Origin of the sequence: Micromonospora sp. LH3U1 (assembly GCF_028475105.1) — a bacterium.
Classification (GTDB): domain Bacteria; phylum Actinomycetota; class Actinomycetes; order Mycobacteriales; family Micromonosporaceae; genus Micromonospora.
Genome location: NZ_CP116936.1, coordinates 379,272 through 392,719, shown reverse-complemented (window position 1 = coordinate 392,719; position 13,448 = coordinate 379,272). Strand labels below are relative to the sequence as shown.

Sequence of the window (13,448 nt, the reverse complement as noted above, 5' to 3'; positions counted from 1 at the left end):
ACCCCCGGGCTGGTCCGTCCGACATGTCCGGCGGGTACCTGCACATCCCGTCGACCTGACATGCTGCCGGTGGCGATTCGCACCGGAACCATCTCGCACAGGAGGCATCGGTGACGACCGGCGAGATCCTCTGGGCGCTGCGTGCCGAATGTCCGATCCCGTCCCGGCTCTCACCGCACGCCGACCGCGCGCAGGAGTGGCTGCTCGGTCTGCTGCCCGAGCTTGGCCTCCCACTAGACGACGCCGCGCTGCACCGGCTCTCCCGGGGAGCGTTCGCCCGGTACGCCGGGCGGCTCTACCCGGGCGCGTCCGAAGCCGACCTGCGGGTGCTGACTGCGCTGTTCACCTGGTTCTTCCTGGTCGACGACGCCTGCGACGGGCCGGACCGGCTCACCCCGGAGCAGATCCGGGCACTGCGCAACGGCACGCTGGCGCTGCTGCACGACGGCCCCCGGCTGCGTCAGTCGGGGCTGTCCGGCCCGCTCCGGCGGCTGCTGGTGCTGGCCTGGCGGGAGCCACGCCGCCGGATGCCGGCCGTGTGGCGGCTGCGCTTCGCCGACGCGGTGGCCCGGCACCTCGACGGCACCTGGCAGGAGGCGGTCAACAAGGAGGCTGGCCGCCGACCCAGCGTCAACGAGTACGTCGAGCTGCGTCGGGCGACGTCGGCGGCGGAGGTGTCGTACCCGCTGGTGGAATTCACCAGCGGCCGACCGTTGCCCGGCCCGGTCTACCATCACCCGCTGCTGCGCCAGATCGGCAGCCTCGGCAACGACCTGCTCTCCTGGTACAACGACCTGGCCTCGCTGGAGCGGGACCGGGCCACCGCGGGCGGGCACAACCTGGTCCTGGCCATGGAGGCCGAGCTGGCCGTGCCGTCGGCGGAGGCGATCGAGCGGGTGGCCGAGCGCTGGCGGGCGTCGATGCGGCGCTTCGTCGCGCTGCGGGCCGCGGTGCCGTCGTTCGGCCCAGCGTTGGACGAGGCGGTCACCGACCATCTCGACGGGCTCGCGCACGCCGTGCGCGGCACCATCGACTGGACTCTGGAGAGCGCCCGCTACCCCGCCGGCACCGCGCAGCCAGCCTCAGGCCCGTAGGTCGAGCCGGATCACCAGGTCGAGCAGGGCGAACACGAACAGCGCGATGCCGACGAACCCGTTGGCCGTGAAGAACGCCCGGTTGACCTTGCTCAGGTCGGTCGGGCTGACCACCAGGTGCTGGTAGGCGAACGCGACCGCGGTCAACGCCAGGCCGACCCACCAGAGCCAGCCGAACCCGATCAGCGCCCCGAACCAGACGAAGAGCCCGAAGGTCACCACGTGCGCGACCGTCGAGGCGTGCAGCGCGAAGCGCCGACCGTACCGGGCGGGCACGCTGTGCACGCCGATCTCCTGGTCGATCTCGGAGTCCTGGCAGGCGTAGATCAGGTCGAAGCCGCCGATCCACAGCCCGACGGCCGCCCCGAGGAGCCAGGCCGGCCCGGAGCCGTTCAGGGTGCCGGTGACGGCCAGCCAGGCGCCGACCGGGCCGACCGCCTGGGCGACCCCGAGGATGGCGTGCGGCCAGTTGGTGAACCGCTTGGCGTAGGGGTAGACGACCAGCGGCACCACGGCGAGCGGCGCGAGCACCAGGCAGAGCGGGTTGAGCAGGGCAGCGGCGGCGAGGAAGACCACCAGTGCGACGGCCGCGCCGGTCCAGGCCGTCCGCACACTCACCGCCCCGGTGACCAGTTCCCGGCCTGCGGTACGCGGGTTCCGCGCGTCGATCCGCCGGTCGAGGATCCGGTTGGCAGCCATCGCGAACGTCCGTGCCCCAACCATCGCCACGGTGATCAGCAGCAGGTCCCACCACCGCACCCGCCCGCCGTTGACCTGCATAGCCGTCAGCGCCGAAAGGAACGCGAACGGCAGCGCGAACACCGAGTGCTCGATCGCGACGAGCTTGAGGAAGGACTTGACCCGGCCCGGCTTCTCGGCCGGTGCGTCGAGGACGGCCATCAGAGCCCGTATTCCTTCCAGCGCTTGTCGACCAGGGCGGTGACTTCCGGGCTCATGCGCATCTCCTCCGGCCAACCGCGGGTGTAGCCCTCGGTGGGCAGCTTGCGGGTCGCGTCGACGCCGGCCTTGCCGCCCCAGAACTGCTGGTACGAAGCGTGGTCGAGGTGGTCGACGGGCCCTTCGGTGAGCAGCAGGTCGCGGCCGTAGTCGACGTTGCCGAAGGCGCGGAAGGCGACCTCGTTGTAGTCGTGCACGTCGCAGTCCTCGTCGACGATCACGATCAGCTTGGTCAGCGACATCATGTGCGCGCCCCAGATCGCGTTCATGACCTTCTGGGCGTGCTTCGGGTACCGCTTGCGGATCGACACGATCGCGCAGTTGTGGAACACCCCGGCGGCGGGCAGGTCGTAGTCGACGATGTCCGGGATCAGGAAGCGCAGCAGCGGCGCGAAGATCCGCTCGGTGGCCTTGCCGAGACCGTGGTCCTCCTGGGGCGGCTGCGACGTGACGATCGAGTGGTAGACCGGGTCGCGCTGCATGGTCATGCACTCGATGTGCATCACCGGGAACGGCTCCACCGGGGTGTAGAAGCCGGTGTGGTCGCCGAACGGGCCCTCCGGCAGCCGCTCGCCCGGCTCGATGTAACCCTCGAGGACGATCTGTGCGTGCGCCGGCACCTGCAGCGGCACGGTCAGGCAGTCGACCATCTCGACGCGCTCACCGCTCAAGAAACCGGCGAACAGGTATTCGTCGATGTCGGCCGGCAGTGGCGCGCTGGCCGAGTAGGCGACGGCGGGGTCGGCACCGATGGCGATTGCCACCGGCAGGCGCTGCCCGAGCCGCTCAGCGACCGCGTGGTGCGCCGTGGAGTTCTTGTGGATCTGCCAGTGCATGCCGATGGTGTTGCGCGAGTGCTGCTGGAGCCGGTAGAGCCCAAGGTTGCGCTTACCGGTCTCCGGGTGCTTGGTGTGGGTCAGCCCGAAGTTGTGGAAGATCCCGCCGTCACCCGGCCAGATCTGCAGCCCCGGCAACCGGTTGAGGTCGACGTCGTCGCCGCGGTAGACCACCTGCTGGCAGGGGGCCGTCTTGACCTTCTTCGGCGGCATCGACTTGAGCTGCATGACCTTGCCGAGCCCGCCCATCATGCCCGAGAAGCCCTGCGGCAGCTCCGGCTTGAGCAGCTCGCCGATGCGCGCGCCGATCTCGTCGAGATTCTCCACCCCGAGGGCCATCGCCATGCGCTTCTCGGTGCCGAACAGGTTGATCGCCACCGGCATCTCGCCCCGGGTCGGGCGCTCGAAGAGCAGCGCCGGGCCGCCGGCCCGCACCGTGCGGGTGACCACCTCGCTGATCTCCAGGGTGGGGTCGACCGGGACGTCGACCCGGCGCAACTCCCCCGCGCGCTCCAGCGCCGCGAGGAAGTCCTTGAGATCGGTGTACGGGAAGCCACGAGCCGCCATACCCGCCAGTCTCCCGCACCGGGTGCCGCGCGACCCAAGCCGGGTGCTGTGACGCTCGCGATTGCCCTAGATCCACTCGGGTTTCACGAAACTGCGGTGTCCTGCGGCCTGGGACACCGCGACTTCATGGAAGCCGAGTGGATCAACGGGCAGGGCCCGCATCTCGCGGGCATGGCGGGCGGTTGAGCGGGTAGGCGGCCAGGCGGTGGGCAGACGGCGCGCGCGGGCACACGGCAGGACGGGCACGCGCGGGCACACGGCAGGACGGAGGCGGCGATGGGCGGGGAGCGGGTCCCGGCGGGGTTCACCGAGCAACGGGCACGGGTCGGCCAGATCACCATGAACTACGTCCGTGGTGGCGCCGGCCCGCCCCTGGTGCTGCTACACGGGTATCCGCAGTGTTGGTACATGTGGCGGCACCTGCTGCCCGAGTTGGGGCGCTCCTTCGACGTGGTCGCGCCCGACCTGCGCGGCTTCGGGGGAAGCGACGCCCCGGACGGCGGGTACGACAAGAAGACGGTCGCCGCCGACCTGCACGGACTACTCGACCAGCTCGGCCTGGACGGTGACCTTCGGCTGGTCGGGCACGACCTGGGGACGATGGTGGCGTACGCGTACGCCGCCGCCCATCCGCAGCGGGTGAGTCGGCTGGTGCTCAGCGAAGCGCCGATCCCCGACGAGAGCATCTACACGTTCCCCGCGCTCACCTCGGCCGGGCCCGGGGTGTGGAACTTCGGCTACTTCTCCATCGGCAACGGGCTTCCGGAGGAACTGGTCAACGGGCGGGAGTCGCTCTGGGTGGACCGGTTCACCGATGCCCTGATGGTGCACAAGGGCAGCATCGCCGCGCCCGACATCGAGGAGTTCGCAAACCATCTGCGTGACCCGGCGCATCTGCGGGCCAGCTTCGCCTACTTCCGGGCGTTCGAGCAGGACATCGCCGACAACGTGGCGTACCGGGACACGAAGCTGACGATGCCGGTGCTGGCCGTCGGCGCGGCGGCCAGCCTCGGTGGGCAGGTCGCAGAGCAGGTTCGCCGGTACGCCGACACCGTCCGCGGCGAGGTGATCGAGGACTGCGGGCACTGGTTGTACGAGGAGCGCCCGGACGAGATGCTCGCCCTGCTGCGCGACTTCCTCGGGGCGTCCTGAGCAGCGGCCGGCACGCGTCCCCGGTCAGGCCGCGGGCGTCCAGGCGTGGGCGGCCAGCGGCGGGTCGAGTGGTGCCTGGGTGAGTCGGTTGGCGAAGGTGGACATGGTGTACGCGCCGACGCCGAGCACCACGTCCAGCGCGTGCCGGGACTGGTAGCCGGCGGTCAGGAAGTCGTCCAACTCGTCGTCGGGCACTGCGCCTCGGTGGTCGAGCACGGCCAGGGTGAACCGGCGCAGCGCTTCCAGTCGCGGATCGGGGAGCGCCGAGCCGGCACGCAGCGCGGTGATCAGCTCGGCGGTCGCTCCGAGTTGGGTGAGCTTGCCGGTGTGCAGGGCGACGCAGACGTGGCACTCGTTGGTGGTGGAGACCGTCAGGATGACCACCTCCCGCTCCAGCGGGGCGAGGTCGGTCTGCTCGAAGCCCGTGCTGGCGGTGAGGAAGCCGGTGAGCAACTGCGGCGAATCGGCCATCAGCGCGACCGGGGTGGGCAGCCAGCCGAACCGGCCGCGTACGCCGTCGATGGCTCGTCGGGCAGTGGCGGGCGCGGTTTCGGCGGTGTGAGCGGTGAAGACGGGCATGGCTACCTACTTTCCAGAACGTGGATCGGGGGACGTAAGATAGTCAACGTGGTTGACGAAATAGTAAACGTGGTTGTCGAACATGGCAACCGCTGATCCCGCGCGCCCCGGCTTCGCGCTACCGCTGCTGCTGTTGGCCGGCTTCCGAACGCTGATCGACGACCTGCACGCCGAGCTGGCCCGGGAGGGTCATCCGGAGCTGCGACCGCTGCACGGATTCGTGCTCCAGGCCGTCGGCGCGGACGGCACCACCGCCACCGAGCTGGGTCAGCGGCTGGGCATCTCCAAGCAGGCCGCCGGCAAGACCGTCGACCGATTGGTGGCCGTCGGCTACCTGGAGCGGGTCGACGACCCCTCCGACGCCCGACGGCGGCTGGTCCGGGTGACCCCGCGCGGTGCCGACGGGCTACACCGCTCGGCCGAGATCTTCGACCGGCTGCGGGCACAGTGGGCCGACACGCTCGGCCACGAACGGGTCACCGCGATGGAGGACGACCTCGGCACGGTGGCCTCGGCCAACTGGTTCCGGCTCGACGTGCCCGGCTGGTTCGGCGGCTGATCGCGACTGCCGGCCGACTGATGCGGTGGACGGTCAGCGGGTGCGGGTCAGCTCGACGAAGGCCCGCCATGCGGCCGGGGTGAAGGTCAGCAGGCCGCCGTCGCGGTCCTTGGAATCGCGAACGTGCACCCGGCCGGGCAGGTTGTCGGCGACCTCGACGCACGCGCCAGCGTCGTTGCCGCTCCGGGTGGACTTGTGCCAGCGGGCTCCGGTCAGATCCATGGCTTCACGATCTCCTCGAGCAGGTCGATCGACTGCTGCCGGGGCAGCGCGTCACTGCGCAGACTCTCCCACCTTCCGAGCAGGGTCGCCACCTCGAAGATGTCGTCCACGGCGGTGCCGCCGGTCTGGTTGTCGAGGAAGCCGAGCCAGCTGCCGTCGGCGGTGCGGCCGAGGATGAACGGCCCGAAGAGGCCGGCGTGCAGGCCCACGCCCTGCGGCAGCACGTGCACGCGGATGTACGGGCGGCGGGCGCACACCACCAGGTGCCGCAGCTGACCGGCCAGCACCCCGGCACAGCCCTCCGCGAAGCGCTGCAACGCGGCCTCGTCGATCACGGCGGTGAGCTGCGGCGGATGCTCTCGGTCGAGGATCGTCTGCCGCTCCAGCCGGGCCGCCACCAACTCCTCGACCCGGTCGGCGGTGAGCCCCAGGTCGAGCCGGAACACCGCCCGGGCGTAGTCGGCGGTCTGCAACAGCCCGGGAATCATCGTCGCGCCGAAGCAGCGCAGCTGGGTGGCGACCCGTTCGACCTCCAGCCAGGGGCGGAACCAGACCGGCTCGCCGTCGCGCCGGCCCAGCTCGCGCAGCGAGACCAGCAGGCCGCCGGTGTCGAGCACCTCGTCGGCCCGGGTCAGGTACGCCTCATTGGGCGCCGTGTGCCCCAGCTCGACGGCCGACACCATCGACGGCGAGTAGTGCGCCCGTTTGCCGTACTCCTCCTGAGTCAGCCCGGCCGCGAGCCGGGACCGCCGGAGCTGCTCCCGGATCAGCGCCGCCGGCGACACCACTGTGGTCACTGCGCCCCACCTTCCGCCGCGATCGTCGGGTCATCCGACCCCATCTGCGCACGGTAGCGAGCACCTGACAGCGTGTCATCCCATGACAGGCATATCGGGGTAACGCGAGCTACGGCTCGGCCCTACCGGCTGGTCCGGCGGCCACAACATCGCCGACCGGAACCAGGTCAAGCCCGGCGGGCACATCTCACCGTGGGTGGTGGAACAGCGGGCCGCGGGAGCAGGGTGGATCCATGACGGATGCGTACGTCGTCGGCGACCCGGACGGATTGTCGCCCCTGCTGGTCGAGCTTCGTGACGCCGTCGCCCGGGAGCTGCACGCCCAACTGGCGTTGCGCGGCGAGCGGATCGAGCTGGCCGACCTGCCGGAGGTGTCCTACCAGGTCACGATCCAGGTCGAGCAGACGTTACGGGTCTGGCGACCGGCGCGACAGTCACCGGACGAGTCCTGTTTCGACGGAGATCGCAACTCGGTGAACCGATCGAAAGATGTCACAGGCGATCTCTAAGATCATGGATGCCGGTCGGGTCGGGTGCTGCAGGCCCGGCTTCTTCCGATCGGCCCACCCCTCAGCAAGGAGATCGATGAGATCTGTGCACGTTGCGCGTGGCAGGCTCTTGCGCGGCCTGACCGCGCTGGTCGTGGGCACCGCCGGAATCGGTGTGGCGGCTGGCCCGGCTGCGGCCGAGGACGACCCCGGCTGGGTCAACGGCTCGCTGGGTGACGTCACGGTTGGCGGCCCCGGCGCTCTCGGCCGCACGGTGCCGCTGACCCTGACCAGCACCGGAGCCAGCCAGCCCCGGGTGACCATCGACCTGACCGGCCTGGCGGGCGTGGCCACCGCCAGCTTCCCTGACTTCTGTGTCACCCAGGGCACCGCGGTGACCTGCCCGATGCCACCGACGGCCATCGACGAGGGCGGCTCGCTCACCGGCACCGTGCCGGTGGTGTTCCGGCCCGCGCCCGGCGCGGTCGACGGCGCGACCGGCACCCTCGACTACACGGCGCTCGGCGAGCAGACCGAGGCGTACACCCAGCAGGCGACCGTCAGCGTGCGGTCCGGGCCCGACCTGCTCGACATGGTCAACGAGTACGTGACCGGTGTCGAGGTGGGCGACACGCTCCCCGTTCCGGTGGCCATGGTCAACGCCGGTGACCAACCGGCCGTGGACCTGCGGCTCACCATGCGCTTCTCGGTGGGCCTCGTGCCGGCCAACTACCGCAACTGCCGGTACGGCACCGACCAGGTGCTCGCCACCGTGGTCGTCTGCACCGTGCGGGGCACCTTCGCGCCCGGCCAACGGCACGAGCTGCGGGGCGGGTTCGCCACCACGGTCGGCCCGGCGACGCTCGGCAGCAAGCGGATCACCCAGGTCGTGGAGCCGCTGGCCAGTGCCGGGCCGCTCCCGAGCGGGGTGAAGCTCAAGAGCCGCGACGCCGACCAGGCCCTGCGACTGCGGGCGGTCGGTACGCCGCTCAGCGTGATCCCGGTCGAGGTGAACGGCGCTGGCGGTCAAACCTACCTGTGGGAGGTCCCTGGCGCCTTCGACATCGTCGCCCAGGGCGCGGCCGTCACCGGCGCCGTCGGCGACACTGTCCAGGCCACCGTGGGCATCCGTAATGAGGGGCCGGGCGTGCCGGATGGCACGAACTCCGGCGACACGGTCGGCGCATTCCTCTTCACCCCACCCACCGGGGTGACCGTGCTGGCCAACCCGCCGGGCTGCGCGTCGCTCGGCGGCGAGGAGGAGGACGGCGGAGCGGCCCCGACGACCTGGCGCTGCAACGGCCCGGGAGGCGTGTTCCCCGCCGGGACCAGCAAGACGGTGACCTTCGATCTACGGATTCACAGCCTCGACGGGTCCGCGGGGGAGGTCCAGCCAGCCAACCGCTACCCGCGGGTGGATGACAACCCGGCCAACGACATCGCCCCGGTCACGGTGAGCTGACCGAGGCCGGCAGAACGACGCGGGCCGGTCACGGACGAATCCGTGACCGGCCCGCATCGCGTTGCCAGGGTCAGTCCAGCCCGCCGTACGAGTGCAGGCCGGTGAAGAAGATGTTCACGCCGAACAGGTTCATCAGCATGGTGAGGAAGCCGAGCACCGCGATCCAGGTGGCCACGTTGCGCTTGACGCTGGGCGTGGCGCGGGCGTGCAGGTAGCCGGCGTACACGACCCAGGAGATGAACGCCCAGGTCTCCTTCGGGTCCCAGCCCCACGGCCGACCCCACGCCGCCTCGGCCCAGATGGCTCCGGCGATCACCGCGAAGGTGAAGATCGGGAAGGCGAAGGCGTGCAGCGCGAAGGTCAGCCGCTCCAGGCCGGCCGCGCCGGGCAGCCGCTTGGCCAGGGTGTACGGGAAGCTCCGCTTGCCCTGCTCGTACCCGTTGCGCATCAGGAAGCCCACGGCCGGCACCACACCGAGCAGGAAGATGCCGGATGCGAAGACGATGGTCGAGACGTGGATGATGAACCAGTACGAGTTCAGAGCTGGCACCAGCGGCACGATCGGCACGTACAGCACCAGCTCGGCGGTGGCGACCAGCAGCACCATCACCAGGGTGAGAAACAGCCCGAGCTTGCGCAGCGACGGTCGCTTCCACAGCACCACCAGCCAGGCGGCGACCCCGATGAACGTCACCGTGAGCACGAACTCGTACATGTTGCCCCAGGGCATCCGGTCGGCCGCGAGCCCACGGGTGACCAGCGCCGCCAGGTGGAGCAGTGCGGCGACCGCGGTGGCGCCCACCCCGATCAGGCCCGCGAGTCGGGCACGCCGCGCCGAGCGGTCGGCCGCAGCCGACGACGGAACGGGCGCGGGCGGTGGCGTCGGAACAACACCGCCGCCGGCACCGACCAGCTCGCGCACCGGAGCCGCCACGGCAACCCGGGTACGCGCATTACCCAGCGCGTACTCGACGGCGTGGCCGATCATCGCGATCAGGTACACCAGGATCGCGAAGGTCACCAGATTGTCGGAGAGTGCGGACATCACTCGGCTCCTTCTCGCACGCCGGCCCGGTCACTGGAGTCAGTACCCGCGCCAGCCCGCTCGGCCGCCCGTTCGTTCCCGCTGATCGCGGCGACGAGCTGGGCGAACTCTTCTGCGAACCCTGGATAGTCGGTGCGCGGCAACCCACCGGCCTCCATCAAGCTACTACCGCCCGTCGGAGATCCTTCCGCGGGGTCGGCCGGGGTCACCCGGAACCACACCCGGCGGCGCCGTCCGAACAGCGAGCCCATCAGCCCGACCAGCAGGACCCCGCAGCTGATCAGCAGCGGCGTCGCGCCGGGGTCGTGCCGGATGGAGAGAGTGACGTACCGCTCGGTGCCCAGGAACTCGACAGTTGTGCCGTCGTCCAGGGCCCAGGTTTCACCCTTGCGCAGCAGCTTGGTGCCGACCTCCTTGACCTTGCCGGTCCGCACCTGCCGCTGGTCCAGTTGGTAGACCGAGCCGGGGATGCCGGCGTCCAGGCCGAGGTTGCCCTGATAGGCGACCAGGTTGAGCACCGGGTTGCGCTCGGTCGGATACTGCGAGCGGACGAACGGTGCCTGCTCGGGTGCCGTGGGCAGGTAGATGCCGGTGAACGCCATCTGCTCGTCCGGCGCGCGCCTGCCGGTGGCCGGGTCGACGTTCGCGTCCGGGAAGGCGGCCAGACCCTCGCTGGTCAGCCCCATGTCGCCGGTGGTCAGGAAGGGCGTGGTGCTCGTCTGGCTGCGACCGAACCGGTCGGTGTAGCGGATCACCGGGGCGTACCCGTGGCCGAGCAGGTAGACGCTCGCGTCGTTCAACCGCAGCGGCGAGTTCACCGAGAAGTCCGCGCTGCGGGTCGGCTCGTCGGGGCCGTCGACGGTGACCGTGGCGTTGAAGAACTCCGGCTGACCGCTGTCGAGGAACCGGGCCTGGAAGTCGTCCAGCCGCAGGCAGAAGCGGGGCAGGTCGGCGCTGTCGACCTGGGGGCCGAGCTTGGCCTCGGCGTACTGCTGGCGGGTGTTGCAGAAAGCGTTGTCCGCGCCGGCCACCAGCAGGCGGTTGCCGCTCCAGCCGTACCACGAGCCGAGCGCGACGCCGATCAGCACGGCGATCAGCGAGGTGTGGAACAGCAGGTTGCCGGTCTCCTTGAGGTAGCCCTTCTCGGCGGAGACCTCGTCGCCGCGCACCTCCACCCGCCAGCGGCGCTTGCGCAGCACCTCGGCGATGGCCGCCGCGCCACCGGGCGGGGCGGGCAGCACGGTGTGCTGGGGCAGCCGTGCCATCCGCTTCGGCGCGACCGGCGGCCGGGACCGCAGCGCCCGGAGGTGATCGCGCAGCCGGGGCAGGATGCAGCCGATCAGGGACGTGAACAGCAGCAGGTAGATCGCGGAGAACCAGACCGAGCCGAAGACCTCGAACGCGCCGATCCGGTCCAGCCGAGGGGCCCAGTCCGGGTGGTCGGTGAAGTACTGGTTGACCTTCTCCGGGCTGATCCCACGCTGCGGCAGCACCGAGCCGGGGATGGCGGCGATCGCGAGCAGGAAGAGCAGGATCAGCGCGGTACGCATGCTGGTGAGCTGCCGCCACGAGTTGCGCAGCAGCGCCAGCACCCGGTTCGGCCGGCGCCGGGGCGCCGGGGCCACGGTCTCGGGCCGGTCGTCGACGACCGTCATCAGATACTCACCTCGCCCACCCCGACGGTGGTCTGCAACCAGATCACGAAGCTCTGCCATCCGCCGGTGACCAGCGCCAGGCCGATCAGGATGAGCAGGGCGCCGCCGACCCGGGTGACCCAGCGGCTGTTGCGCCGGACGGCGCGGAAGACCCCGAGCAGGCGTTCGAAGCCCAGCCCGAAGACGATGAACGGTATCCCCAGCCCGAGGCAGTACGCCACGGCCAGCACCACGGCACGGTCACTCTGACCGGACGTGGCCGCCATGCCCATCACCGCGCCGAGCGTGGGGCCGGTGCAGGGCACCCAGCTGAGCGCGAAGACCGCCCCGAAGACCGGGGCGCCGAGCAGGCCGGCCGACGGCAGCCGGGAGATCCGGAACTCGCGTTGCAGCGCGGGGATCATCCCGAGGTAGCTCAGCCCGGCCACGATGATCAGCACGCCGACGCCGATCTGCAGCTCTCGCTTGTAGTCGAAGAAGACCCGGCCGATGCTGGCGAACAGGATCGCGGTGGCGACGAAGACGACGGTGAAGCCGGCGATGAAGAGCAGCGTCCCCGCGAGCACTCGGCCCTTGACGGCCACTGCCGCAGCCCGCTCCCGGACGGCGACACCCCCGGTGCCCTGGGCAGGCGCGGGGTCGGTCTCCGGTCGGCGGCCCTCCAGGTCGGCGCCGGCGAGGCCGGTGACGTACGAGAGGTAGCCGGGCACGAGTGGGAGCACGCACGGGGAGAGGAAGCTGACCAGGCCGGCGAGCACCGCCGCGCCCATGGCGAGCAGCAGCGGCCCGCTCACGGCCAACTGCTTGAAGGCCTCGCCCATCAGTTCGGCGCCGGTTTCTCGGCCGCGATCCGCTCGACGATCGGTTGCAGGCCCTCCTGCTTGACGGCGGCCCGGATCACCGCCGCGATGCGGCCCTCCCGGTCGAGCACCACCGTCGCCGGAACGGTGTTCGGCGGGATGTCCAGGTTGAGCGCCAGCTTGCTCGGCGGATCGAACAGGCTCGGGAAGGTGACCCGGCCCTCCTCGAACGCCTTGGCCTTGTCCCGCTGATCCTGGACGTTGATGCCGAGGAAGGCCACCCCGGAGGCCTTCGTGGCCTGGTAGGTGGCTTCCAGGTCGTCCGCCTCGGCGCGGCACGGCGCGCACCAGGAGCCCCAGAAGTTGACCACCACTACCTGCCCACGTGCCTGGCTGACGTCGTAGGTGCCGCCGGTGAGCAGCTCACCGGCGAGCTTCGGGGGTGCCGAGCGTTGGTCCGGCGCGCACTCGAAGATCCCGTCGGTGGTGGTCGTGCAGGTCTTCTCCTGCCCCTTCGACGTGCAGCCGGCCAGCGCCACCGCGGCGACGGTGGCGAGCAGACCGGCGGTCCACCTCCGGGCGTTCATCAGGCCCCCTTGGCCGTCCGAGCGGTCGCGGAGAGAGCGATCAGGTGCGCGGCGGGCTCGCTGTAGCCGATGCCCTCCACCTTCGAGCCGTCGAAGTGGAACGAGGTGAGGCTCGCCAGCCCGCACTGCCGCTTACGCGGGTCGTGCCAGAGCCGCTTGCGCTCGACGAAGCGGCGCAGCGTCCAGATCGGGAGCTGGTGCGACACCAGAACCGCCTCACGCCCCTCGGCGGCGACCCGGGCGGCCTGCACAGCGGCGAACATCCGCTCGGCGATGACCCGGTACGCCTCGCCCCAGGACGGGGTCACCGGGTCGCGCAGCACCCACCAGTTGCGCGGGTCGCGGAACGACCCGTCACCCGGGGACACCTTCTTGCCCTCGAACCAGTTGGCGCTCTCGATCAGCCGCTCGTCCGCCCCGACCGGCAGCCCGAACTGGGCGGCGATCGGCTCTGCGGTCTGCTGCGCGCGTTCCAGGGGACTGGCCACCACGTGCACGATCTCCCGCTCGGCCAGGCCCTGCGCGGCGGCCTTGGCCATCTGCACGCCCAGCTCGGAGAGGCGGAAACCGGGCAGCCGACCGTAGAGAATCTGGTCGGGGTTGTACACCTCGCCGTGCCTGAGCACGTGGACCACCGTCTTGCTCACC

The 13,448-nt window shown here is 70.8% G+C and carries 15 protein-coding genes; 5 read left to right on the top strand and 10 right to left on the bottom strand.

Annotated features, from left to right (window positions below):
* The first annotated feature begins 110 nt into the window (after positions 1 to 110).
* Positions 111 to 1,094 (top strand): terpene synthase family protein, encoded by a 984-nt coding sequence (locus PCA76_RS01810; RefSeq protein ID WP_272614808.1) that lies wholly within the window; start codon positions 111 to 113, stop codon positions 1,092 to 1,094.
* On the opposite strand, the gene mqnP is transcribed toward PCA76_RS01810, so the two are convergent.
* Both mqnP and PCA76_RS01800 read right to left on the bottom strand, forming a co-directional pair.
* Positions 1,083 to 1,994 carry a menaquinone biosynthesis prenyltransferase MqnP gene (gene mqnP / locus PCA76_RS01805; protein WP_272614806.1) on the bottom strand — a complete coding sequence of 304 codons (912 nt, stop codon included), beginning with the start codon at positions 1,992 to 1,994 and terminating at the stop codon, positions 1,083 to 1,085. The genes PCA76_RS01810 and mqnP overlap by 12 nt on opposite strands.
* Complete coding sequence (locus tag PCA76_RS01800; RefSeq protein ID WP_272614804.1) at positions 1,994 to 3,454, bottom strand: menaquinone biosynthesis decarboxylase; 1,461 nt, start codon at positions 3,452 to 3,454, stop codon at positions 1,994 to 1,996. The genes mqnP and PCA76_RS01800 overlap by 1 nt, the downstream gene beginning before the upstream one ends.
* A gap of 276 nt (positions 3,455 to 3,730) precedes the next feature.
* On the opposite strand from PCA76_RS01800, the gene PCA76_RS01795 reads away from it, so the two are divergent.
* A complete protein-coding gene (locus tag PCA76_RS01795; RefSeq protein WP_272614803.1) occupies positions 3,731 to 4,606 on the top strand; it encodes an alpha/beta fold hydrolase in 876 nt (291 codons plus the stop codon).
* A gap of 24 nt (positions 4,607 to 4,630) precedes the next feature.
* Here the strand turns inward: PCA76_RS01795 and PCA76_RS01790 are convergent, their stop codons facing one another.
* Entirely contained in the window at positions 4,631 to 5,185 is a 555-nt protein-coding gene (locus tag PCA76_RS01790) for a carboxymuconolactone decarboxylase family protein (RefSeq protein WP_272614802.1), read from the bottom strand.
* An 82-nt stretch (positions 5,186 to 5,267) separates the two neighbouring features.
* Between PCA76_RS01790 and PCA76_RS01785 the strand changes: the two genes are divergently transcribed.
* Positions 5,268 to 5,744, top strand: a complete 477-nt coding sequence (locus PCA76_RS01785; protein ID WP_272614801.1) for a MarR family winged helix-turn-helix transcriptional regulator — start codon at positions 5,268 to 5,270, stop codon at positions 5,742 to 5,744.
* Positions 5,745 to 5,777: 33 nt separating this feature from the next.
* Here the strand turns inward: PCA76_RS01785 and PCA76_RS01780 are convergent, their stop codons facing one another.
* Entirely contained in the window at positions 5,778 to 5,966 is a 189-nt protein-coding gene (locus PCA76_RS01780; RefSeq protein ID WP_272614800.1) for a DUF397 domain-containing protein, read from the bottom strand.
* On the bottom strand, positions 5,957 to 6,763 hold the full coding sequence (locus tag PCA76_RS01775; protein ID WP_272614798.1) for a helix-turn-helix domain-containing protein: 807 nt from the start codon (positions 6,761 to 6,763) through the stop codon (positions 5,957 to 5,959). Before PCA76_RS01775 ends, PCA76_RS01780 begins: the two co-directional genes overlap by 10 nt.
* A gap of 233 nt (positions 6,764 to 6,996) precedes the next feature.
* Here PCA76_RS01775 and PCA76_RS01770 point away from each other — a divergent pair, with 233 nt between their 5' ends.
* Both PCA76_RS01770 and PCA76_RS01765 read left to right on the top strand, forming a co-directional pair.
* Positions 6,997 to 7,272 carry a hypothetical protein gene (locus tag PCA76_RS01770; RefSeq protein WP_272614797.1) on the top strand — a complete coding sequence of 92 codons (276 nt, stop codon included), beginning with the start codon at positions 6,997 to 6,999 and terminating at the stop codon, positions 7,270 to 7,272.
* 76 nt (positions 7,273 to 7,348) lie between these two features.
* Positions 7,349 to 8,713, top strand: a complete 1,365-nt coding sequence (locus PCA76_RS01765; protein ID WP_272614795.1) for a hypothetical protein — start codon at positions 7,349 to 7,351, stop codon at positions 8,711 to 8,713.
* Positions 8,714 to 8,783: 70 nt separating this feature from the next.
* Here PCA76_RS01765 and ccsB read toward each other — a convergent pair whose 3' ends face one another.
* Genes ccsB through PCA76_RS01740 form a run of 5 tightly spaced genes read right to left on the bottom strand, consistent with a single transcriptional unit; the run spans position 8,784 to position 13,447 of the window.
* A complete protein-coding gene (gene ccsB, locus PCA76_RS01760; RefSeq protein ID WP_272614794.1) occupies positions 8,784 to 9,758 on the bottom strand; it encodes a c-type cytochrome biogenesis protein CcsB in 975 nt (324 codons plus the stop codon).
* Positions 9,758 to 11,413, bottom strand: a complete 1,656-nt coding sequence (gene resB / locus PCA76_RS01755; RefSeq protein ID WP_272614793.1) for a cytochrome c biogenesis protein ResB — start codon at positions 11,411 to 11,413, stop codon at positions 9,758 to 9,760. The genes ccsB and resB overlap by 1 nt, the downstream gene beginning before the upstream one ends.
* Entirely contained in the window at positions 11,413 to 12,234 is an 822-nt protein-coding gene (locus tag PCA76_RS01750; protein ID WP_272614791.1) for a cytochrome c biogenesis CcdA family protein, read from the bottom strand. The genes resB and PCA76_RS01750 overlap by 1 nt, the downstream gene beginning before the upstream one ends.
* Positions 12,234 to 12,800 carry a TlpA family protein disulfide reductase gene (locus PCA76_RS01745; protein ID WP_272614789.1) on the bottom strand — a complete coding sequence of 189 codons (567 nt, stop codon included), beginning with the start codon at positions 12,798 to 12,800 and terminating at the stop codon, positions 12,234 to 12,236. Before PCA76_RS01745 ends, PCA76_RS01750 begins: the two co-directional genes overlap by 1 nt.
* Entirely contained in the window at positions 12,800 to 13,447 is a 648-nt protein-coding gene (locus PCA76_RS01740; protein ID WP_272614788.1) for a histidine phosphatase family protein, read from the bottom strand. Before PCA76_RS01740 ends, PCA76_RS01745 begins: the two co-directional genes overlap by 1 nt.
* Position 13,448 lies beyond the last annotated feature (1 nt).